This is a genomic window from Acinetobacter sp. LF10, from assembly GCF_048585715.1.
Classification (GTDB): Bacteria; Pseudomonadota; Gammaproteobacteria; order Pseudomonadales; family Moraxellaceae; genus Acinetobacter.
Map to the genome: position 1 here is coordinate 1,535,422 of NZ_CP184160.1, position 22,717 is coordinate 1,558,138.

At 38.2% G+C, this 22,717-nt stretch carries 26 protein-coding genes; 24 read left to right on the top strand and 2 right to left on the bottom strand.

The window, feature by feature from the left end; translation table 11 throughout:
* Nucleotides 1–10 precede the first annotated feature (10 nt).
* Together ACN19N_RS07390 and ACN19N_RS07395 are read right to left on the bottom strand one after the other, a co-directional pair.
* A complete protein-coding gene (locus ACN19N_RS07390; RefSeq protein WP_420002302.1) occupies nucleotides 11–1,321 on the bottom strand; it encodes a peptidylprolyl isomerase in 1,311 nt (436 codons plus the stop codon).
* Nucleotides 1,321–3,786 (bottom strand): LPS-assembly protein LptD, encoded by a 2,466-nt coding sequence (locus tag ACN19N_RS07395; RefSeq protein ID WP_293735100.1) that lies wholly within the window; start codon nucleotides 3,784–3,786, stop codon nucleotides 1,321–1,323. The genes ACN19N_RS07390 and ACN19N_RS07395 overlap by 1 nt, the downstream gene beginning before the upstream one ends.
* A 118-nt stretch (nucleotides 3,787–3,904) precedes the next feature.
* Here ACN19N_RS07395 and ACN19N_RS07400 point away from each other — a divergent pair, with 118 nt between their 5' ends.
* From ACN19N_RS07400 to cmk, 24 genes are all read left to right on the top strand, one after another.
* A complete protein-coding gene (locus ACN19N_RS07400; RefSeq protein WP_420002303.1) occupies nucleotides 3,905–4,918 on the top strand; it encodes an aminoglycoside phosphotransferase family protein in 1,014 nt (337 codons plus the stop codon).
* A complete protein-coding gene (murU, locus tag ACN19N_RS07405; RefSeq protein WP_420002304.1) occupies nucleotides 4,918–5,607 on the top strand; it encodes an N-acetylmuramate alpha-1-phosphate uridylyltransferase MurU in 690 nt (229 codons plus the stop codon). The genes ACN19N_RS07400 and murU overlap by 1 nt, the downstream gene beginning before the upstream one ends.
* A 176-nt stretch (nucleotides 5,608–5,783) precedes the next feature.
* Complete coding sequence (rsmG, locus tag ACN19N_RS07410; RefSeq protein ID WP_269228105.1) at nucleotides 5,784–6,419, top strand: 16S rRNA (guanine(527)-N(7))-methyltransferase RsmG; 636 nt, start codon at nucleotides 5,784–5,786, stop codon at nucleotides 6,417–6,419.
* Between the two features lie 18 nt (nucleotides 6,420–6,437).
* Nucleotides 6,438–7,220 carry a ParA family protein gene (locus tag ACN19N_RS07415; RefSeq protein ID WP_420002305.1) on the top strand — a complete coding sequence of 261 codons (783 nt, stop codon included), beginning with the start codon at nucleotides 6,438–6,440 and terminating at the stop codon, nucleotides 7,218–7,220.
* Nucleotides 7,217–8,104, top strand: coding sequence for a ParB/RepB/Spo0J family partition protein (locus ACN19N_RS07420; RefSeq protein ID WP_050039991.1), 888 nt, complete (start codon nucleotides 7,217–7,219; stop codon nucleotides 8,102–8,104). The genes ACN19N_RS07415 and ACN19N_RS07420 overlap by 4 nt, the downstream gene beginning before the upstream one ends.
* A gap of 47 nt (nucleotides 8,105–8,151) precedes the next feature.
* Nucleotides 8,152–8,781, top strand: coding sequence for a MotA/TolQ/ExbB proton channel family protein (locus ACN19N_RS07425; RefSeq protein WP_420002306.1), 630 nt, complete (start codon nucleotides 8,152–8,154; stop codon nucleotides 8,779–8,781).
* A gap of 14 nt (nucleotides 8,782–8,795) precedes the next feature.
* Entirely contained in the window at nucleotides 8,796–9,224 is a 429-nt protein-coding gene (locus ACN19N_RS07430; RefSeq protein WP_005159883.1) for an ExbD/TolR family protein, read from the top strand.
* Nucleotides 9,221–10,948: a lipid A export permease/ATP-binding protein MsbA gene (gene msbA / locus ACN19N_RS07435; protein ID WP_420002307.1), complete on the top strand. Its 1,728-nt coding sequence runs from the start codon at nucleotides 9,221–9,223 to the stop codon at nucleotides 10,946–10,948. The genes ACN19N_RS07430 and msbA overlap by 4 nt, the downstream gene beginning before the upstream one ends.
* 2 nt (nucleotides 10,949–10,950) lie before the next feature.
* Nucleotides 10,951–11,958 carry a tetraacyldisaccharide 4'-kinase gene (lpxK, locus tag ACN19N_RS07440; protein ID WP_293735096.1) on the top strand — a complete coding sequence of 336 codons (1,008 nt, stop codon included), beginning with the start codon at nucleotides 10,951–10,953 and terminating at the stop codon, nucleotides 11,956–11,958.
* Nucleotides 11,959–11,967: 9 nt separating this feature from the next.
* The gene (gene kdsB / locus ACN19N_RS07445) at nucleotides 11,968–12,729 is read left to right on the top strand and encodes a 3-deoxy-manno-octulosonate cytidylyltransferase (RefSeq protein WP_420002308.1); all 762 of its coding nucleotides are present in this window, start codon (nucleotides 11,968–11,970) and stop codon (nucleotides 12,727–12,729) included.
* 2 nt (nucleotides 12,730–12,731) lie between these two features.
* The gene (locus ACN19N_RS07450) at nucleotides 12,732–13,715 is read left to right on the top strand and encodes a DNA polymerase III subunit delta' (protein ID WP_420002309.1); all 984 of its coding nucleotides are present in this window, start codon (nucleotides 12,732–12,734) and stop codon (nucleotides 13,713–13,715) included.
* Nucleotides 13,716–14,054: 339 nt separating this feature from the next.
* Nucleotides 14,055–14,399, top strand: a complete 345-nt coding sequence (locus ACN19N_RS07455) for a PilZ domain-containing protein (protein ID WP_004662384.1) — start codon at nucleotides 14,055–14,057, stop codon at nucleotides 14,397–14,399.
* A gap of 16 nt (nucleotides 14,400–14,415) precedes the next feature.
* Complete coding sequence (locus ACN19N_RS07460; RefSeq protein WP_004662382.1) at nucleotides 14,416–15,189, top strand: TatD family hydrolase; 774 nt, start codon at nucleotides 14,416–14,418, stop codon at nucleotides 15,187–15,189.
* Between the two features lie 40 nt (nucleotides 15,190–15,229).
* On the top strand, nucleotides 15,230–15,841 hold the full coding sequence (locus tag ACN19N_RS07465; protein ID WP_420002365.1) for a TetR/AcrR family transcriptional regulator: 612 nt from the start codon (nucleotides 15,230–15,232) through the stop codon (nucleotides 15,839–15,841).
* Between the two features lie 8 nt (nucleotides 15,842–15,849).
* A complete protein-coding gene (locus ACN19N_RS07470; protein WP_005159908.1) occupies nucleotides 15,850–16,401 on the top strand; it encodes a prepilin-type N-terminal cleavage/methylation domain-containing protein in 552 nt (183 codons plus the stop codon).
* Complete coding sequence (gene gspI / locus ACN19N_RS07475; protein WP_004662377.1) at nucleotides 16,388–16,774, top strand: type II secretion system minor pseudopilin GspI; 387 nt, start codon at nucleotides 16,388–16,390, stop codon at nucleotides 16,772–16,774. The genes ACN19N_RS07470 and gspI overlap by 14 nt, the downstream gene beginning before the upstream one ends.
* The gene (gene gspJ, locus ACN19N_RS07480; protein ID WP_420002310.1) at nucleotides 16,774–17,403 is read left to right on the top strand and encodes a type II secretion system minor pseudopilin GspJ; all 630 of its coding nucleotides are present in this window, start codon (nucleotides 16,774–16,776) and stop codon (nucleotides 17,401–17,403) included. Before gspI ends, gspJ begins: the two co-directional genes overlap by 1 nt.
* The gene (gene gspK / locus ACN19N_RS07485; protein WP_269228097.1) at nucleotides 17,400–18,356 is read left to right on the top strand and encodes a type II secretion system minor pseudopilin GspK; all 957 of its coding nucleotides are present in this window, start codon (nucleotides 17,400–17,402) and stop codon (nucleotides 18,354–18,356) included. The genes gspJ and gspK overlap by 4 nt, the downstream gene beginning before the upstream one ends.
* A 110-nt stretch (nucleotides 18,357–18,466) precedes the next feature.
* Nucleotides 18,467–19,063 carry a 6-pyruvoyl trahydropterin synthase family protein gene (locus ACN19N_RS07490; protein WP_004662372.1) on the top strand — a complete coding sequence of 199 codons (597 nt, stop codon included), beginning with the start codon at nucleotides 18,467–18,469 and terminating at the stop codon, nucleotides 19,061–19,063.
* 45 nt (nucleotides 19,064–19,108) lie between these two features.
* Entirely contained in the window at nucleotides 19,109–19,822 is a 714-nt protein-coding gene (ung, locus tag ACN19N_RS07495) for a uracil-DNA glycosylase (protein ID WP_050040245.1), read from the top strand.
* Complete coding sequence (locus ACN19N_RS07500) at nucleotides 19,819–20,943, top strand: enoyl-CoA hydratase/isomerase family protein (RefSeq protein WP_269230446.1); 1,125 nt, start codon at nucleotides 19,819–19,821, stop codon at nucleotides 20,941–20,943. The genes ung and ACN19N_RS07500 overlap by 4 nt, the downstream gene beginning before the upstream one ends.
* A 5-nt stretch (nucleotides 20,944–20,948) precedes the next feature.
* Nucleotides 20,949–21,473, top strand: a complete 525-nt coding sequence (gene tadA / locus ACN19N_RS07505) for a tRNA adenosine(34) deaminase TadA (protein WP_420002311.1) — start codon at nucleotides 20,949–20,951, stop codon at nucleotides 21,471–21,473.
* Between the two features lie 66 nt (nucleotides 21,474–21,539).
* Nucleotides 21,540–21,980, top strand: coding sequence for an SRPBCC family protein (locus ACN19N_RS07510; protein ID WP_269239549.1), 441 nt, complete (start codon nucleotides 21,540–21,542; stop codon nucleotides 21,978–21,980).
* 9 nt (nucleotides 21,981–21,989) lie between these two features.
* Nucleotides 21,990–22,670 (top strand): (d)CMP kinase, encoded by a 681-nt coding sequence (cmk, locus tag ACN19N_RS07515; protein WP_018679200.1) that lies wholly within the window; start codon nucleotides 21,990–21,992, stop codon nucleotides 22,668–22,670.
* Nucleotides 22,671–22,717 lie beyond the last annotated feature (47 nt).

Sequence of the window (22,717 nt, forward strand, 5' to 3'; positions counted from 1 at the left end):
TTAACTTGGATTATTTCGGTGCTTTCGTGTCTAGATTTGCATCTTTAATTTCAACATAAGCATTAGCCCGAAGTTCACGCATCCAACTGTCTACTTCAGTATCAAACAAACGCTCACCTAAAATTTGACGAGCCATGCGCTCTTGAACTTCTTTGGTCATATCTTGTTGGCGAGTATCAGTCACTTGTAAAATGTGCCAACCAAACTGACTTTGGAAAGGCTTACTGATTTGCCCAACTGGTGTTTCTTTCATGACTTGTTCAAACTCAGGCACCATAACACCTGGACTTACCCATCCTAGACTGCCACCATCGCGTGCAGAACCAGTATCATTTGAATAGGTTGCAGCGAGGGTTGCAAAATCTTCGCCTGCCTTCGCACGATTATAAAGACTATCAATCATTTGTTTTGCACGATCTAAGCTGACAACTTCAGATGGTTGAATCAAAATATGTCGAGTTTTATATTGTGATACAAGTGCTTTTTGATCATTTTGTTTGCGTTCTAAAAGTTTTAAAACATGAACCCCATCGCGGACATTGATCAGTTCTGTGGTCTGACCAGTTTGTAATGGTGTTATGCGTGCTGCAAGTTCAGTAGGAATGTCTGATAGTGCTCTGAATCCCATATCAGCACCATCAACCTTGATTGCACTGGTTGCAAGCTTGGCGCTAATCGCTTTAGGATCATCACTAGTTGCAAGTGCTTGTTTGACTTCTTGTGCAACTTTTTTAACTTCTTCGCTATTCTCACCAGAAATACGCATGTGAATCACATGAACTTGTGTGCCAAGTGCAGCTTGGCCTTCTGGTGAATTTAAAAAGTTTTCAACATCATGATCACTGATTTTAATACGAGACATGACTTGTTGTTGGCGTAAACGACCAATTGCTAAATCTTCAGCAATCCTATTTCGTAAATTTTCATAAGTATCTGGTGCAATGGCATCCAATTTTTGTTGGAATGCTTCTAGTGTATTAGCACCTGATTGATTTGCAATTTTTAAGACCGCAGCATTTAAACTTTTTTCATCAGCTTTGATACCAAAACGTTTAACCTGTTCTAATTGGGCCTGACGGATAATAAGCTGATCAAGCACTTGCACTTGTAAATACTGTTGGGGTGGCACAGTTTTATTTTGTGCTTTTAACTGATGTTCTGTTTCTGCAATCCCTTGTTCTAAATCACTTTTAAGGATAACACTACTATCAACTATTGCAACAACCTCATCCGTAGGTTGCGCAAAGCTTTGCATTGATGAAGAAATAAGTGTAGCGAGAACAGTCGCTTTAAAGATATGTTGGAAAGATTTTATCTTCATTAACGTTGTGTCCAAGATTGATTAATTTTGTTGAAACCTAAAACTCTATTTTCAAGAAGAGAGGCAAGCTTATTGTTGAGTGCACCTAAACCTTTAAGTGTTACCTCAGCCATAACAGCACGTTTTCTATGAACATCTGGTGAGTTTGGATCATCTAAATCATTGTAGTAAGATCTGCCATAAACTGAAATTGCCCAACAGCAGGATTCATAATTCACACCAAGTAAGTATTCTCGCATTAAACTATTATCTAAGTCATATTGAGCGTGACCCATAATACGCCAATTATCTTTTATTGGTTGTATAAACGATGCAACAGCTTGGTCGTATGAACTTTGACGATCTGGAATATTGCTACGATAGAAATAACCTATATTATATAAGTTGCCTTTTTCTCCAGCATAGTAGGCTTGGAAGTCACGTTGAGCATTGTCGCCATTTGACATCCATGCAGAATTTGCAGCGATGGTAAAGTTTTGATTGAGTTGACTTGAAACACTTACAATTGGACCCGTACGGCGCTGTGTATCGAACTCATCTGGTTGTTGATTTAATGTTACACGTCGGTCACTAAAATAATAGCTTTGCCCAATACTTGCTTTAATACGTTCTAAACCCTCTGTATCTAATAGGCTATAAGTTACACCCAGTGATAAGAAGTTATTGTCATCTAAGCGGTCGTGTCCATAGAATCGATAAGGGTTGAAAAGTTGATCGTAATTAATTGATGCAGTGGTGGAATCAAAGTTAGGATGATCATCTTGTTTTTTATAAGGAGAATAGGCATAAAACGCACGAGGGGAAATACTCTGCAAATATTTACCTTCTTTTTCGAAAGTAATGCCTGTTGCAAAACTAAATTGAGGTACGGTAACAGATTTTTCTAAATCATCCGATATAGAAAGACCGCGACCTTCTTTAGAGTCTTGATCATAAAAAGTATTAATGCTTCTAACAGATATTTCTGGAATAGCATAAAACCAAGATGGGGTCAGATAGTTATAGCGAACGGCAAATTGGTTATAAATACGTGTACCACTTGACTCTAAGGCAGAGCCATCAGTGATTGATTTCTTAAAATAAGCAGTGTCATTATTAAACTCATATTGAAAGCCTTGAGGATTCCCGCCTACATAATTTAATAAAAACTGTGGAAGTCGTGCATAAGGCTTATCTGCATCTTTGATACTTTGATCTAGCGTTTGAAAGTCTTCAACCTTTAATTGAGCTTTAAGTCCAGGAATACCATTGCGATAATTAAGTTCCCATGCGCGACGTAAGTTAAGATCTGTTCGCGTGTTTGGGTTGTTGTTGAAGTCTGCGAAGTAATCTTTATCAGAGGCGTAGTTGTACTCTAAGTTGGTTGACCATTGGTTATTGATTTTCCAATCATGAAGAAAATGCAAATCACTTCGATCTTTATCTTCGTAATGGTTGTCGTTTGGTAAATATCCACCCCAAATACGTCCAGAACCAAAATTTTCAGTCATATAACGGAATTCGGCATCTAATTTTGCGCCGCGTTTGCTCATATAACTTGGTGTGAGTGTAAGATCATAATTTGGTGCAAGGTTAAGGTATACGGGTGCCGTCAGTTGGACGCCACCTTCGTTACTATAACCAAAATTTGGACTTAATAAACCAGTGGTACGACGGTCATCAATTGGAAAATTGAAATATGGCACAGCTAAAACAGGCACGTCTTTTACATACAGTTTTGTTCCGCGAGTCACGCCGCGACCAGTTGCTTGGTCAAGTTCAATTTGTTTAGCTTGGATTTTCCAAGCTGGTTTTTGTTCAGGAGGGCAAGCGGTATAACTTGCATCTTTTAAAACAACTAGATTTTCATTCTGTCGTTTAATCTGGCTTGCATGTCCGTGGGCATGTTGCTGTTCAGAAATATAAAAACTATTGTTCAAATCACCTGTTTGAGTTTTTAAATTATAATTTATTGCGTCACTTTGAGTGAGTAGACCTGATTGAGCAAGCTGTACTCGACCTTGAGCAGAGGCGTGCGTCTGGGTTGAATCAATCGTAACTTGATCTGCACGAATTGTGCGACCTTCTTGATCAATCACGACATTGCCTTGTAAAACAGAATCGCCAGTTGGGTTGTAATGCCCATAATCAGCTGTAATCACAGAAGTCGCTGTATTGGAATTGCTTGCCTTTGTTTCGGGATTAATTGGTGTGACCCATGTTCCCTGACAAAAAGAAGAGCTTAAATAACGATTGTCTCGTAATTGTGCTTCTGGTGCAGATTTGTCGACATAATATTGCTGAAAAAATTTTTCACCAGGATAACTGTCTTGATCTTGGTTTTTTTGGATAGTGGCTTTCAGCTGTTTATTGTCAAGCGTAGAGACAGCATCAGCTGGAGCTGCGAAACCTGATTGGATCGAGCCGCCACACAAGAGTGTCAAAATAGCTGTTGCTAAAGGATTAAATTTAAACTGATGTTTCATTGTCTCATTAACCAGTACGCTAATTCACAATTAATTATTGTCGCATCATAGAGAAAAAGTTGATAAGTGGCTACACTTATGCTTTCAAAATCTCAGCTAGTTTTAGATTTTATTGCAAATGAATACACAACGCGAACAATTGATACAAACTTGGCTTCAAGCTACTCTCCAAACCGATCAATTTGAGATCAATTTTTTGGCTGGAGATGCGAGCTTTCGTCGCTATGCTCGAATTAAGTTACAAAACAAAACATATATGCTCATGGATGCGCCACCTGAAAAAGAAGATTGCGTCCCATTTGTAGAGATTGATGAGTTCTTTGATCAAAATGGTGTGCGTGTACCGCATATTGTTGCCAAAGATTTATCACTCGGTTTGTTGTTGTTGGAAGACTTTGGTGATGTCGTACTTTCAACGTTACTAACAGATGAAACTGTTGACCAATACTATGCACAAAGCTTTGAGCAGTTGATTGAATTACAACAAATCGACGGTTTTGAACAACTGCCTGCATATTCTTATGAAAAATTAATGACAGAGATGCGTTTGCTAACCGAATGGATGTTGCCTTCATTAGATATTCATCTTACAGAGCAACAGTTAGAAACGATTGAACAAGCTTTTGACTTTTTAGCTGTTGAGGCGACACATCAGCCGCAAGTCATTGTGCATCGTGATTTTCATAGTCGTAACTTGATGAAAATAGAAAACGAGCAAGCATTAGGAGTGATCGACTTCCAAGATGCCGTCATTGGTGCAGATACCTATGATCTGATCTCAATTACACGTGATGCTTATGTACAGTGGAATGCTGAGCGTGTCTACGAATGGTTTGAGGTGTTCTATAACTTATTACCAGCTGTAGCGAAAGAAAACCGTAGTTTCGAGCAATTCAAGCGAGATGCAGATTTGATGGCAATTCAACGCCATCTCAAAATTCTAGGTATCTTTGTTCGTCTGTTTGAGCGTGATGGCAAATCGGGCTATTTAAAAGATTTACCACGTGTGATGTGGTACTTACTTGAAGAAAGTCAAGCTTGCGATGAATTGAATGACTTTATGCAGTTTATTCGTGAAGTGGTCATGCCTAAATTTACTGCAAAATATGGCGATTATGAGGTTGCAGCATAATGAAAGCGATGATTCTTGCTGCAGGGCTAGGGAATCGCATGCGTCCTCTAACCTTACATACACCAAAACCTTTGCTTGAAGTGGGGGGGAAGCCACTAATTGTTTGGCATATTGAAAAATTGCAAAAGATTGGTGTTACAGAGATTGTCATTAATACCGCTTGGTTGGGTGAGAAACTGGCAACTGCTTTGGGTGATGGTTCTCAATTTGGTGTGACGATTTTATGGTCGCATGAAGGTGAAGGACTTGAAACCGCAGGTGGTATTATCAATGCACTACCACTATTGGGTGATGAACCTTTTATTTTGGTGAATGGTGATGTTTGGACCACGATGGATTTTTCGTCATTGTTAAATGTCCATTTGGGAGATAAGCAAGCACACTTAGTGTTGGTTGAAAATCCACCTCAGCACCAGAAAGGTGATTTTATCTTGTCTAATAATTTGGCCCATACTTTTGAGCAAGAACAAATAGGTGAAGCCTTAACTTATAGTGGTGTTGCAGTATTATCCCCGCAAATGTTTAATGGTTTGGAAAATGGTAAAAGACCTCTAGCGCCATTGTTAAAGCAAGCGATGCAACAACAACAAGTGTCAGCTGAAAAATTACAAGGGATGTGGGTGGATGTTGGTACACCTGAACGTTTGGAGCAGCTAGATCAACAAATTAAGCAAAATAAGTTTTCGTAATAGGTTGTTGTCTTATTTATCTTAAATTTGTCTAAGGAAAGACAAAAAACTGAATAGATTGTGCAGTTTATCATGTTTGAAAATGTTTAACTGCATAATCGTTCAACAAGTCCTACTGTGCCTTGCATCAGAAATCGGTATACTGCACGGCAAGTTTATCGAGATGTCGCACTGTTATGCATCCTTTTTTTCAAGAATTAAAGCAAGGTAGTCAGGCTTTAGGTTTAAACCTAAGTGAGGAAGCGCTAACACTCTTATTGAAATATCAAGATGCTCTCGTGCTATGGAATAAAGCATATAACCTGACAGCGATTCGTGACCCGAAAGAAATGCTGGTTAAACATTTATTAGATAGCTTAAGTATTTTAAATGATTTGCCACAAGGACGTTTATTAGATGTTGGTACGGGTGGTGGAATGCCCGGTATGATCATTGCATTATGCCAACCAGAACGTTCGTGTGTATTGTTAGATTCAAATGGAAAAAAAATTCGTTTTCTTAAGCAATTTATTGCCGATTTAAAATTGAATAATGTTGTTGCAGTTCAAACACGTGTAGAAAATGAAGACACGATTGGTGAACTTGGTCAGTTTGATGTCATTACAAGTCGAGCATTTGCTTCATTAACTGATTTTGTAGATGCGGCGCAACCTTATATGCATGAGCAGAGTATTATTGCGGCAATGAAGGGCTTGATTCCAGTTGATGAAATGGAACAGATGAAAGACCAGTATTCATGCAAAGTAATAGAGCTGCGTGTACCACGATTAGATGAACAACGTCATTTACTTTTACTTCAACGAATTCAATAAAAAATATTAAGGGTAATCATGGCTCAAATTATTGCGATTGCAAACCAAAAAGGTGGCGTGGGAAAAACCACAACAGCCGTTAATCTTGCTGCTTCTTTGGCGATTTTGAAGAAACGCGTATTGTTGGTTGATATGGATTCTCAGGGTAATGCCACTATGGGGTCTGGTGTTCAGAAGAATGATCTTCTGTATTCAATTACGGATGTTTTACTTGGAGAGGTGCCAATTGAAACAGCAATTCAGAAAGCTGAGGTTGGTTATAAAGTTTTAGGTGCAAATCGTGAACTTGCTGGCGTTGAGCTAGCAATTGCCGAGCAAGAAGGGCGAGAGTTTATTCTCAAACATGCGTTACAAGAAGTAGATTCAGCATTTGATTATATTATTGTAGATTGTGCACCAAGCCTAAGTTTGATTACTGTGAATGCTTTGGCTGCGGTCAATGGTGTAATTATTCCGATGCAGTGTGAATATTATGCTTTGGAAGGTTTGGCAGATTTGACACAAACAATTGATCGTATACAAAAAGCCCTGAATCCAAACTTGGAAATTGTAGGGGTGTTACGTACGATGTATGATGCTCGTAATGCTTTAACCCGTGATGTGTCTGCTGAGTTAGAGCAATATTTTGGTAAAAAGTTATACGAAACGGTGATCCCTCGGAATATTCGTTTGGCTGAAGCGCCAGCACATGGCTTACCAGTGATTTATTTTGAAAAAAGCTCAAAAGGTGCAGTTGCGTATTTGAATTTAGCTGCAGAAATGTTGAAGAAAAGTAAAGTGAAAAAAGGAAGTGCTGTATGAGCATCAAAAAACGCGGATTGGCTAAAGGTCGTGGTTTAGATGCACTATTGGGTTCAATTCAAAAAGAAAAATTGCAACTTGAAGCACAGGCTTTGGATCATGGTCAACTCAAGCAAATTGATGTCAATTTACTGAAACGTGGTGAATATCAGCCACGCCGTTTTATTCAGGAACAAGATTTACAAGAACTTGCTTCATCAATTGAGAAGCATGGCGTAATGCAACCGATTGTGATTCGTCCAGTGGACGATGAACAACACCCTTATGAAATTATTGCGGGTGAGCGTCGCTGGCGTGCTGCCCAATTAGCAGGTTTGGCTGAAATTCCGGCAATTGTACGTGACTTAAATGACCAAGTCGCAATCGCATTGGCGTTAATTGAAAACATTCAGCGACAAGATCTCAATCCAATTGATCAGGCCGTGGCTTTACAGCGTTTCCATGACGAATTCGGTTTAAGTCATCAAGAAATCGCGGATACAGTAGGTAAGGCTCGTACTACGGTGAGTAACTTATTGCGGTTATTAAGTTTGGCTGATCCAATTAAAGACTTAATGCAACAAGGTCAATTGGATATGGGGCATGCTCGCGCCATTCTGACCTTAAAAGCAAAAGAGCAAATGGATGTTGCTAAAATCGTAATTGAAAAAGCATTGTCAGTGCGTCAGACTGAACAGTTAGTACGTGAGTGGAGTGAACCAAAGCCTGAAAAGGAAAAGGTGCAGGTTTCTCCTGATATTGAACAATTGACTCAGAAACTATCGGAACGTTTTGGAGCAAATGTGAAAATTGACCATAATCAAAAAGGTAAAGGAAAAATGGTCATTCATTATCACTCATTGGATGAGTTGGATGGAATTTTAAATATTTGTTTACCTAACTAATATTTAAGGTGCGTCCTTTTATATTTTAAATATTATTGGGGAATAATATGTGGGAACTTGTGAAAGCGGGTGGTTGGTTAATGCTACCGCTTATTCTCTCATCAATTTTTACGTTTGCTATTACAATTGAGCGATATATTCGCTTAAGACGGTCACAAGTTTTACCTCAAGCATTACTGGTTCAAGGCTCAAATGTGGACAATGTTATTTCACATTTAGAGCAAGATGACGTTGTAAAAAGTCCGTTAGGTCGTATTTTAAAAGCTGGTTATGATCATCAAGATCAAGGTGAGCAGTTTGCGCGCGCACAAATGGAAGCAACAGCTTCCCAAGAAATTAGCTATCTAGAAAAAAATATTAACTTTTTAGGTACATTGAGCGCGATTGCACCCTTGCTTGGTTTGTTAGGAACGGTATTGGGTATTATTGAATCGTTTTTAGTGATTGATATCGGTTCTGCTGGAAATGCAAGTATGATGATGCCTGGTATCTCTAAAGCATTAATTACCACGGCTGTAGGTATGCTGATAGCGATTCCAGCAATGATTGCTTATCGTTATTTTCAACGTGTAGTACATGAGTATATTGCTGAGTTAGAACAACAATCAACATTATTCCATGCTGCACTTTTCTACAAAAAAGCACCTCATGTGCAAGAACATCGCCGTGCAAGCTGAGCATAGGTGACATTATGAAATTTAAACGCTCTCAAGTTGAAGATATTCATATTAATTTGACACCAATGATTGACTGTATGTTATTTATTTTGGTGTTTTTATTACTTTCTACGACTTTTAGTCAGCAAAGCCGTATAAATCTAACTTTACCTGATGCCCAAGGTGTTCCGCCTAAACAATTCGATCATAAAATTGAAATCATGGTAGACTCCACGGGACATTATTCTGTGAATGGTCAAGCATTATCAACCAAAGATAGTGCCGATCTCAGTACTGCGATTAAACAGGCTGCACAGGATCGTCGTGATTTTATGTTTATTATTGCAGCTGATGCAAAAGCAAAACATGAAGATGTGATTCGTGTAATGGATGTGGCGGGTCAACTCGGCTTTGTTAACGTGAATATTAGCACCAAAGTTCCAACTAGAGGTTTTACTGAGTGAATCAAGATTTTAAGGTTTATGTACGCCTATTAGGTTATTTAAAATCTTATTGGGGTGTTGCCTTATTTATATTACTTGGTTTTGGAATCAACGCAGCGACAGAGGTCTCCGTTGCTAAGTTGCTCAAATATATTATTGATGCAATCCAAAATGGTAGTCGCGCAAATTTAGATTGGTTCCCTGCCTTAATTGTCTTACTTATGTTTTTCCGTGGTCTTGGCTTGTTCTTAGGTGGATACTTTTCTGCGGTTATTTCACGCAGTTTAGTCTTTAGCATCCGTCAGGAAGTTTATGCAAAACTATTAAGATTGCCAGCGCAATATTATCTTGATAACAGTGCAGGTCATATCAGCGCAAAGTTGATGTATAACGTCGAGCAGTTAACTGCGGCTTCATCTGAATCTTTACAGACCTTGGTTAAAGATGGTTTGATTGTTGTCGGTTTATTGAGTTATTTACTCTATACCAACTGGCGATTAACTCTATGTATCGTTGTTTTTATGCCATTTATTGGGATATTGGTCAGAATCGCATCTAAGAAAATGCGCAAATTATCGATTCAAGTGCAAAACACGATGGGCGATGTTAACCATGTGGTACAAGAAACGATTAATGGAAACTCGGTGGTTAAGAGTTTTACGGGTGAGGTTTTTGAGCAGCAACGTTTTTACAAATCTTCCGAGGAAAATCTTCGTCGTGGCCTAAAAATGGTTGTGGTGCAGAATATTAACAGTCCGATTATACAATTACTATTGTCTATGGCAATGGCAATTATTTTATGGTTAGCGCTTCGCCCAGAGGTTTTAGGTGACACCTCAGCAGGAGAGTTTGTTTCCTACATTACTGCGGCAGGTCTGATCTCTAAACCAGTGAAGAATTTAACGGATATTAATGAAAAACTTCAGCGTGGTTTGGCTGCAGCACATTCGGTATTTGAACTACTAGATATGCCAGAAGAAGAAAATAATGGTCAGCTTAAGCCGGTTTTGAAAGGCAATATTAAATTTGATCATGCTAATCTGCGTTATACCGATGGTACGCATGCAATTAAGGACTTTTGTCTAGATATTAAAGCAGGTCAGACCATTGCTTTGGTTGGTCGATCTGGTGCAGGGAAAACCTCATTAGTAAATATGCTGCCGCGTTTTCAAGAATTAAGTGAAGGGCAAATTTATTTTGATGATATTCCTGTACAAGAGATAGAACTTTCTTATCTCCGCTCACAAATTGCGACAGTCAATCAACAGGTTGTGCTATTCAATCGTTCAGTGCGTGACAATATTGCTTATGGTCAGCTTCAAGATTCAAGTGATGAACAGGTAGTTGCAGCTGCCAAAGCTGCTTTTGCGCATGACTTTATTATGAATTTGCCACAGGGTTACGACACAATACTTGGTGCGCAAGGTTTAAATCTTTCAGGCGGTCAGCGTCAACGTATTGCGATTGCCAGAGCGATCTTGAAAGATTCTCCGATCTTAATTTTAGATGAAGCAACCAGTGCACTTGATAATGAGTCTGAATACTTCATCCAACAAGCTTTTGAAGAAGCGATGCAAGGTCGTACGACGATTGTGATTGCACACCGTTTATCTACGGTTGAAAATGCAGATCTTATTGTGGTAATGGACAAAGGACAAATTATCGAGCAGGGTACACATACTGAGTTGCTAGATAAACATGGTGTGTATTATCAATTGCATCAACGTAATTTTGAGGACAATTAATAATGTCTCTTGCGCAACACGTACAAGATGCTTGGAATAAGAAAGCGTCGTGGTTGATCGTGTTGCGTCCTTTATCATTATTGTATCGTTTAATTTTTTCGTTAAATAAGACCTTGTATGCTGTTGGTTTTAAGAAAAGCTATACAGCACCTATTCCAGTCATGATCATTGGGAATATTACAGTGGGTGGTAGTGGAAAGACACCTCTGTTAATTGAACTGGTCAAGTATTTACAGCAACAAGGTGTTCGTGTTGGTGTAATTAGTCGTGGCTATGGTGGCAAAGGACCTTTTCCAGTTTTGGTGAATGCTTTGTCTGAACCAAATCTTGCTGGGGATGAGCCGTGCCTAATCGTTCAATCTACTCATGTACCCATGGCGGTTGGGCCGAACCGTCAAGCATCAATTGAATTATTATTAAAATCTGAAAAACTCGATTTAATTATTAGCGATGATGGTTTGCAGCACTGGGCGTTAGCACGTCAAATTGAATGGATTGTTCTAGATCAAAATCGTGGTTTAGGGAATGAAAAGTTGCTGCCTGAAGGGTATCTACGTGAGCCTAAATCACGCTTGAATAGAAGTACGGTTATTGAACATACTAAAATTGCCCAATCACAAAGGAATATGCATTTAGCGATTGGTCAGCCATATCTGTTAAATTTAAATACTGATCTAAATGTATTTGATCCAAATCAGTATTTTAATGTGGTTGTTGGTATTGGCTTTCCACAGCGGTTTTATCAAACGTTGAATCAGTTAAAAGTGAATCAGTATCAGGCACATGAGTTCCCCGATCATCATGATTATCAAATCAGTGATCTTACTTTTAATAATCAAAATGCGATTATTACCACTGAAAAAGATGCTGTAAAGTTTAAGGTTCTATTGAAACAATACCCAGAATTTAATATTCCGATTTGGGTTGTGCCTGTTGAGGCGGTTTTATCTGCAGACTGTTATGATTTATTGAAACAACAGTTGCAACAAGTCGGTATTCAATTTTCTTAGAGTTCTAACATGAAACATATTGTCATTCCTGCTCGTTTTGCGAGCTCGCGTTTACCTGCAAAACCACTTTTGCTTATTCATGGTCGTCCAATGATTTTACGTGTCGTAGATCAAGCCAAGAAAGTTGCAGGTTTTGATGATTTATGTGTTGCAACAGATGATCAGCGTATTGCTGAGGTTTGTCGTGCTGAAGGGATTGATGTGGTTTTAACCAGTGCTGATCATCCGTCAGGCACAGATCGTTTAAGTGAAGTCGCTCGTCTCAAAGGTTGGGCGCAAGATGATATTATTGTCAATGTACAGGGTGATGAACCCTTACTTCCTGCTCAATTGGTTCAACAAGTTACTCAGCTTTTAGTTGATCAACCGCATTGTTCAATGTCTACTTTATGCGAGCCTATTCACGCATTAGATGAATTCCAGCGCGATAGTATCGTCAAAGTCGTGATCAGTAATCGTAAAGAAGCACTGTATTTCAGTCGAGCAACCATTCCTTATGATCGTGATGGGACGAAATTACTAGAGCCAAAGCTGCATGATCGCGCTTTTCGTCATCTGGGTTTATATGCATATCGTGTGAAATTGTTGCAAGAATATGTAACATGGGAACAAGGTAATCTTGAAAAATTAGAAAGTCTTGAACAACTACGCGTATTAGAAAATGGTCATCGTATTGCGATCGATATTGCTGAAGCCAATCTGCCTCCGGGTGTAGATACACAAGCTGATCTAGAGCGTTTAAATGCGCTACCAGTAAGTTTATTTGAATAATTATGATGAGTATGCAGTCAACAACCGTTTATCCTTGGCACAAGCAGACATGGGCGTTGTTGACAACGCGTTTTCCCGATATAGGTCATGGTTTACTTTTTTATGGTAAACATGGCTGTGCGAAACATCAATTTACTGAGCGTTTTGTGGCATGGGTCTTATGTCTAAACAAACAAGCCGAACAAGCTTGTGGTGAATGTACAAGTTGTCTCTGGTTGAAGTCTAATACACACCCTCGTTATGTCCATATCACCACAGATGAAGAAAATAAAAAGCAAAATGCTAAGATAAAAATCGAAAAGATTCGTGATTTATTGCCATTTGTTCAGCAGACTGGTGATGGATGGCGAGTCGTTGTGATTGAGCCAGCGGAGGCTTTGAATATAGCATCCGCAAATGCATTGCTAAAGACTTTAGAGGAACCTGGAGAAAGGGTTATTCTGATTCTATTGGCTGATCATTATTTGAAATTACCAGCAACGATTCGAAGCCGTTTGCAGCATTTCGCTTTAGACCGTCTAGATACCCAAGATGCGCAAAACTTTATTCAGCAGCAAATACCGAATATTTCAGCTGAACACATTGATTTGTTGCTTAATCTCGCAAATGGCATGCCATTGACTGCCGTTGAAATTAATCAGAGTGACTGGTTGCATAAAAGAGATTTATTCTTGAAAGATTGGTTTAAGTTGGTCACAGAAAAGAATATGCCTTTAAGTTATTCAAGCAAGTGGTCGAAAGAGTTGAATTTCTCTGAATTTATGACAATGTTTGAATATTTATTAGCTGATTTAGTCGCTATAAAATTAAATCAATCTTTGAGAAATAAAGACTTAGATTTAACACAGCTTGCACAACTTTATGATTTGGAAAGCCTATTTCAAATTTATTCTGACCTGCAACAGAAAAAATTGATGGTTGAGCAAAATGTACAAACACAATTGGTACTAGATCAGTTGTTTATTCAATTGATGCATGTGGTTTAGATAGGGTATTTAAGTCTTTTATGTTGATTGAATGCTTGATTTTTGTAATATCCAAAAAGCATTTGCTTTCGTTATGGTGATCACTTCTGAAATCGTGATTCATCGAATGCTATATTTGTTTAAATAAAAACCATTTTTGTTTGTTTTCGAACAGTTTTCCTCAAACATTATTTGTTGTTTGTCGGATTGTTTCCTATAATCAAAATAGCAGTAATTATAGTTTTTTAAATTGACGGTAGAAAATATTGAATTTGAGAGGCATGTAAATATGCTTAAAAATTTACTAATGCTATGAAAATATAGATATTTAAAGTTATTTGTATTTGACAGGGGAATGTTATGCAACCACAAATGATGGGCGGAATTATACAGGTCAATATTCCTGATAAAGCAACTTTGCAATCGAGTTATATGCCTTTTGTGCAAGGTGGCGGTTTATTTGTTTCCACAAAGCAAGCCGTAAAAATGGGACAGGAAGTTTTTGTTTTAGCGACTTTACCAGAGCAGTCACAAAAAATTCCACTAACGGGTAAGGTGATTTGGATTTCGCATAAACAAACACATTTTAAACCACAAGGTTTTGCAATTCAGCTTGCCGGTGAAAAAGGTGTGTATTACAAAAATGAAGCTGAGAAATTATTGGCTGGTTCAAAAGCGATGGATCGCCCAAGTTTTACAATGTAAGTGATAGGAAATAAGCGTGTTTGTTGATACCCATTGTCATTTAACGATGTTAGATCTGAGTCCCTATAATGGTGATCTAGATCAGGCGCTTGAGCAAGCTCGTCTTGCAGGTGTTTCAAAATTTATGGGGATTTCAGTTGATCTTGACGATCATATTAAATTAGCTGAAATAGCTTCTCGCCATAATGATGTGGGTTATTCTGTAGGTGTTCATCCATGCGAGGATGATCATATTATGGCGCGGGCAACAACAGACTACCTTGTAGAGTTAGCACAGTCTGATAAGGTATGGGCATTAGGGGAAACAGGTTTAGATTATTATCACAGTACAGATTTTATTGCAGAACAGAAACGATGTTTTGCCCGTCATATTCATGCATCAAAAATTGTAAAAAAACCTGTGGTTGTGCATACACGGTCGGCTAAACACGATACCGTCGATATTATAAAAGCAGAGCAGTCCACACATGGTATTTTGCATTGTTTCACCGAAGATTGGGAAACAGCTAAGGCTGTTTTAGATTGTGGTTACTATATTTCTTTTTCTGGTATTGTTTCATTCAAAAATGCACAAGAATTACGTGATGTTGCGAAGCAAGTGCCGCTTGATCGGTTATTAATTGAAACGGATAGCCCATATTTAGCACCTATGCCTTATCGGGGTAAAACCAATGAGCCCAAATATGTGCCTTATGTTGCAAAGGCGTTAGCGGATGTATATCAAAAATCAGTTGAAGAAATAGGTATGATTACCACCCAGAATTTTGAGAATCTTCTTCATTTGAAGTAAACGGTTTAGTTGTATTAGGAAAGAGAGTTATCACGTGAAAATGGATCGCCAAGCTCAGTTTAGAGCACGAGAAGCCTTAATTTTTCAGATCGCTGAACAACTCCTATTAGAAAATGGTGAAGCAGGCATGACTTTGGACGCTTTAGCGGCGGAATTAGATCTTGCTAAAGGCACATTGTATAAGCACTTTCAGAGCAAAGATGAATTGTATATGTTGCTGATTATTCGTAATGAACGAATGCTACTTGAAATGATTCAGGATACAGAGAAAGCTTTCCCTGAGCATTTAGCTTTTTTCATGCTACATCATTTACATCATCCAGAACGTACTGCTTTATTTCATCAAATTGAAGAACGCCTCTCTACGACGGGTCAAGGTATTCAGTTATTATTTAGTGAGTTGTATAAAGTTCGTCGTCAACGTTTACGTATTATCATTCGTATGACAGAAAGTTATTTATTAGATATAAATAGCACGATGACAACGCGTGATTATTTGGCTTCGATTTGGTCTCTGACTTATGGTGCAGCAGTTATTCTAAATTCGAGCTTTTATCAGCGTTATTTAGGTTCACGTGATAGCTTACGTGTGGCTTATATTGATCAAGCTTTAGGTTTGCCAAAACAAATTGAATATTTAGTGAATGGCTGATAAATAAAATGAAATCACCACATAGATTGCAACAAGGTTTTACCCTCATTGAGATCATGGTGGTGATTGTAATCATGACCATTATGACATCTTTGGTTGTTCTGAATATTGGTGGTGTAGATCAACGTCGAGCGATGCAAGCCAGAGAAATGTTTATACTTGATTTAAAAAAGATTAATAAAGAATCAACGGATCAAGCTAAAGTTTTTGCCTTAAATACTCAAAATGCGACTGACGTTGCACCATTTCGCTATAATTTGTTTGAATATCATGATCAGAGCCATGAGCAAATTCAGCAAGCTGATCGGACTTGGCAGCCATACAAAGAGTTTAAACTTCGAGAGCTACCGACTAGCGTGTCCTTTAGTATTCAAACTTTAAATGCTGAAGAATATCGAAAAGCGAGAAATGAGGATTTATTAGGTGGTAAAGCACCGCAACTCATATGGTTTGGCAATGGTGAAGTTAAGCCTGTCCGTATTCAATTTTATTATGAACAGCAGCCAATTGGACATGAGTTTGAAATAGATCATTTGGGTAAAATAAATGAAGAAGATTAAAGCATTTACCCTATTGGAAGTGATGGTTGCATTAGCAATATTTGCTGTTGCTGCAATTGCATTAACAAAAATTGCCATGCAATATACACAATCTACATCGAGTGCGATTTTACGAACAAAAGCACAGTTCGTTGCAATGAATGAGGTTGCAATGATGGAAATGAATCAAGAATGGTTAGATGGAACGCAATCGAAACAGGTGACTTCTCAAGGTGAGACTTGGCAGATTGATAAAAAAGCACAGGCTACAATTAGTCCCAAAATACAACGTATCGAATTACAAGTAAGTTTATTTAATACTGAGCAAGGTAAAGTTGAAGCGGGCATCACCAATATGGTGTTTTTTAATTATCCAGCAAAAGCTAAAACATGATGAAAATTAAAAAGGGTTTTACCCTTGTTGAATTGCTGGTTGCAATTGCTATTTTTGCCGTACTTTCAATGCTTGGTTGGAAAGTTTTTGATTATTTATTAAAAGTCAAAGATCGTAATGCAGAACATGAAACACATTTATTTGCGCTACAAGATGCCTATCAGCAGATTCTAAGGGATAGTCTCCAAATTATTCCATTAACGGCAAATGATGGTCGACAATTACAGGCCGCTTTGGTGCTAAATGATCGTGGTTTTATGTTTAGCAAAGCAGGAGTATCCGATCCGTTGAAACAAGGTTTGTCACCTTATGAGCGCATTGAATATCGCTACGATTCAACGCAGAAAAAAGTTTATCGACTCAAATATTCAAATCTAAATATTCCAAATCGGGTACAACCCATCTCAAGTACCTTATTAGAAAACGTAGATCAATTTAAAGTAATCGTCATGAATCCACAGGAACTGACACAATGGCCTGAAAATATTGGTGATCCTAATAATATTAATGAGTTAAAAAAATTACCATTGGGCTTAAAAATACAGCTTAGTGTTGCAGGTACGGATTACGAGTGGATTTATAGTCTACTGAATGCAAATCAATTGTTGGGAAATAACTCACCACCATGAAAAACTATTCATCTCAGCGTGGCGTAGCTTTATTAACGATTTTAGTCATGGTTGCTTTAGCAACAATTTTGGCTGCAACAATTGCAAAACGACAAACCAATACTGCTGAAAATACGGGCTATTTGATGCGTCAGGATCAATCGTTATTGTATGCAAAAAGTGCAGAAGCTTTTTTTTCAGAGTTACTTATTCAAGATAGCGATAACGGTAGTAGCATTGACCATTTACAGGAAAACTGGGCAAAACCGATGCCACCATTTCCTGTTGAAGATGGTTCTGTCTCAGGAAAACTACTAGATGAGTCAGGAAAGTTTAATCTAAATAATTTGGTTAAGGCTGATGGCAATCAAGTTGATGATTCTGCACGACGTTGGTTTGAAAAGTTATTGCAACGCGTAGGTCTACCTGCTGAACTCAGTCAAGCTGTGATCGATTGGCAAGACACAAATGATGAAGTAACTGGCGCAATGGGTGCGGAGAGTAGCTATTACCAAGGACTAGATCCTGCATATTTAACGCCGAATACCAAGTTTCATAGTATAGACGAATTAAAACTTGTACGAGGTTTTGAAGGCAAAAACTACGATTTGATCAAACCTTATGTTACGGCATTACCTGAGCAGACTAAGGTGAATATGAATACAGCACCTGCATTACTATTAGCCAGTATTGATCCTAAAGTAGATGTCAAAGCTCTCGAACAACAATTGAAAGTCAAGGAAACTGAGTTAACACATTTTAATAATGTAAATGATTTATGGAAATTAAGTGCTTTTTCTGGGATAGATGAACAGAGTAAAACGGATGCTGCGTCTTTATTAGATAGTAAATCAAATTATTTTACGGCTCAAATTGAAGTGCTCCTAAGTGAGCGTAAGCGCCAATTTACGAGCTTAATGATGAGAAAAGATAAACAAGTGATTGTGTATTCAAGAAGTCTTGCACCATTCTAGTCTTTGTATAGATTGGATTATTGAATAGTCACAAGGCTTAAAATCAATCCCACCGATGATTTTTTTGCTTTATAATAAAATCTGTTTGCAGATATAGATCAGCTTGGTGCATGTTAATTCGTAAATTATTTAAGTTTGAAAATGCTCATATTGTACGTAATTGTACATCAGATCGCTGTAAGCGTTCGATTCACGGGCATAGTTATAAAGTTGAATTACTGCTAAAAGCCTCAAGATTAGATCATGGGCAAATGGTCTATGATTTTGGTTTATTAAAAGGTGTGATTAAAGAGCTTTTTGACAGTTTTGATCACGCAATTTGTTATTGGCAAAAAGATGATCCTGAATATATTCAAGCGTGTAAAACTTTTAGTGCACGTTGGGTTGCCTTGCCAGTTTCACCATCAGCTGAACAGTTTTCAAGGATTTTCTTTTATCTAGCGCAACAGGTGCTCGCTTCAACCACAACACAGAATGGTGAAGGTGATGTCGAGGTCTATTCAGTGATCGTGCATGAAACTGATACAGGTTATGCTCAAAGTTTCTTAGAAGATATTGAAAATGAGCAAATGGGTTTACTTAGCCTAGACCAAATTATTTTTTCAGAGCAAGTACAAGTCGAGTGGAGTGATCCTCAAATGTATGAAAATCTGAAAAATGGAATTAAATTCCAAAATCCAAATGTAGAGTTACAAGTTAACATTTAAGTCAGCAAGATTTAAATGTTGGAATCGTTATTTCAAGGAATGTTGATGCAATTTACTGAACAACAGCAGGAAAAACTTAATAAAGTTCAGTTGGATGAGTCATGGAAAATCTCTTTGTCAGAATTTCTACTCAGTCAGAAAATGGATCATTTAAGAGAGTTTCTACAGCAACAGATCCTTGCTCAGAAAACAATTTATCCACCTAGCAAGCAAATTTTCAATGCATTGAATACAACCCCGTTACAGGATGTAAAAGTCGTGATATTGGGTCAAGATCCATATCATGGCCCTAATCAAGCCAATGGTCTAAGTTTTTCCGTACAAAGAGGGGTTGCATTACCACCATCTTTGCGTAATATTTTTCATGAATTACATACTGATCTCACAGTGCCGATTTCACGTCATGGGGATTTAAGTAAATGGGCTGCTCAAGGGGTATTGCTGTTGAACAGTGTACTCACTGTTGAAGCAGGACAGCCAACTTCTCATCAAAAACAAGGCTGGGAAGAATTTACTGATGCTGTAATTGATGTGTTAAATGAACAGCGTGAGCATGTTGTGTTTATCTTATGGGGTGCTTATGCACAACGTAAAGGACAGCGCATTGATCGAAATAAACATCTAGTGTTAACAGCAGCTCATCCATCACCGCTTGCTGCAAACCGAGGTGGTTTTTTTGGCTGTAAAGTATTTTCTAAAACAAATCATTATTTGAAACAACATGGCATTGAGCCAATAGACTGGCAACTGGACGCATAATGACTTCTCCCGATTTAAATAGTTATCACCCAGATTTAATTATCGAAAACGCTAAAAATGGTTGGCGTATTGTTCGTTTAAACCGACCAAAATCTTTGCATGCACTTGATGAGTCAATCGTGAGCGCTTTATTGAAAGTATTTGAATATTTTCATGAAGATGACAGTGTCAAAGCAATTTGGTTTGATTCAACTACACCGAAAGCATTTTGTGCGGGTGGTGATGTTCGTAAACTCCGTCAGCTTGTGATCAATAACGAGGTTGATACAGCAAATAAATTCTTTGAACAAGAATATGCACTTGATTTACTACTTCATAATTATGCTAAGCCAATCGTGGTTTGGGGTGAAGGTTATGTGATGGGTGGTGGTTTAGGATTATTCATGGCCGCACCATTCCGTCTAGTCACACCTTACTCACGTCTTGCAATGCCTGAAATCAATATTGGCCTCTATCCTGATGTAGGCGGAAGTCGTTTCCTTGCAGATCGTGGTCAAATTGGGCTGTTTACAGGTTTAACGGGTTCAATCATGACTGCAGCTGGTGCTTTTAGCATTGGTTGGGCAACTCATATTTGTGAAGCACAGCGCGATAATGTTCTTCAAAAAGTTTTAAATGTGGATTGGAATCACTATCCTGCGGGTGCTTTCCGTGCAATCGATGATACTTTAAATAGTCTACATCGTCCTGTAGCATCAGGTCCGTTACAAAACTCGATTGACGTTATTCACAGTGTATGTCGTGGTCAAAATTTTGAATATGACTATCAAGCGATTATTGGTTTGAGTGATGCAAGCAGCGATTGGCTGCGTCAAGCGAGTGAAAATCTACAAAAAGGCTCTCCAAGTACGGCTGCGATTACATGGTTGCTATGGCAATGGGGTAAGCAAGGGCATGCTTGGGATGAAGTTTTTGCATTAGAATCACAAATCTCTGATTGGAAAATTCGTCATCCAGATTTTGTTGAGGGTGTGCGTGCGCGTTTAGTTGATAAAGACTTATCACCAGAATGGAAAGCAGCTGAAAAGATTACATTAAAAGATATTTTATCTGATTGTGCTCCGGTAACTACTATTGATAGTTGGAATGCTTTATTAAGACAATATGGTGTTATTGCTTAAAATCGATGAGTATTGACGTCACAATTTTAGAAAACTTTAACGATGAATATTGGATGCAGCTTGCTTATGAGCAAGCTGCACTAGCTGCTTCGCAGGGAGAAATTCCTGTTGGAGCGGTGATAGTGAGTCAAGAGAAAGTTATTGGTGTTGGTTATAATGCGCCAATTAAACAATCTGATCCTACCGCTCACGCAGAAATTCAAGCTTTACGTGCAGCATGTCAATCATTGAATAACTATCGCTTACCAGACGATGCTGTACTGTATGTGACACTAGAGCCTTGTACGATGTGTGTCGGTGCACTCATTCATGCACGCATTAAAAAAGTGGTATTTGCAACCACCGAACCTAAAGCTGGTTCATTGGTCAGTGCTCGGCAGTTATTGGAAAATGGTTATTACAATCACAAATTTGTTTTTGAACAAGGTTGTATGCAAACACAGTGTTCATTGCAACTCAGTGAATTTTTTAAACAAAGACGAGAAGAAAAAAAGAAAAATAGGCTATTAAAAACGTCCTTAAATGATTAAAAATGTCACTGTAGTTGTGGCAAACTAAGCCTCCAATGATTTTGGCTAGATCAAAAAGGCAAAGCTATGCGTAATGCAATCACCATAAAAAAAGAGTTTAATGCACCAATTTCTGAAGTTTTTGACTTATTGTCAAAACATGCAACTTATAATAAAGCATTTGCTCCTTTACAAGTTGTACGTGTAAAAGATTCTGCTGATCCTCAGCGTCCAGATGGAATCGGTTCAATTCGCCGTATGGGCTTTGGACCAGTCAAGCCTCTTCAAGAAGAAATTACATTACTAGAAGAGAATAAACGTATTGAATATAAATTGATTAATAATCCTTTGGTGAAACACCATCTCGGACAAATTGATTTTAAAGAAATCACACCGTTTATTACTTTAGTGACTTATAAGATTGAATTTACGGCAAAAGCACCTTTTGTAAGTAAATTAGTTCTTGCACAACTCAAAGCAGCGATTACACTAGGTTTTTCAAAATTAGCGAAGTCAGTTGCTTCATAAGAGATGGGAATGACAGTTCATATTATTACGATTGATGGTCCAAGTGGCTCTGGTAAAGGGACATTGGCAGCTAAAATTGCTGCGCATTATGGTTTTAATTTATTAGACTCAGGTGCTTTATATCGTTTACTTGGACTGTCGCTATTTCAGCGAGATCTACTGAATAAAATTCAAGAACAGTTAGTGCAATGTGTTGATTTTGCAACTCATTTAGATATTGAATTTAAATCAACAGATGCAGGCACACTTATTTTTCTTGAGGGCGAGGATGTGACCAACACTATTCGTACTGAGCAAGTTGGTGAGTATGCCTCTAAAGTTGCAACTGTTCCTGAATTAAGACAAGCATTATTTGAGCGTCAGCGTGCATTTATTCAAGCACCTGGATTGGTTGCAGATGGTCGTGACATGGCGACAGCGATTTTTCCAGAGGCTCAAGCGAAAATCTACTTAACAGCATCGGCTGAATCTCGTGCAGAGCGACGTGTAAAACAGTTGCAGGGCATAGGTCTTGATGCTAAAATAAGCGACATTTTATCTAACATACAGGCTAGAGATAAAAGAGATATGGAGCGAACAGTTGCTCCGCTCAAGCCCGCTGAAGATGCGTATATCATTGATAGTTCTACAATAGGCATCAATGAAGTGTTTCAGTTGATGGTTGACTATATTAATAGCCGTATAAACTAGATACACAATTTTTTATCAGTTGAAGCATTGCTTGATCAGATCTTTTG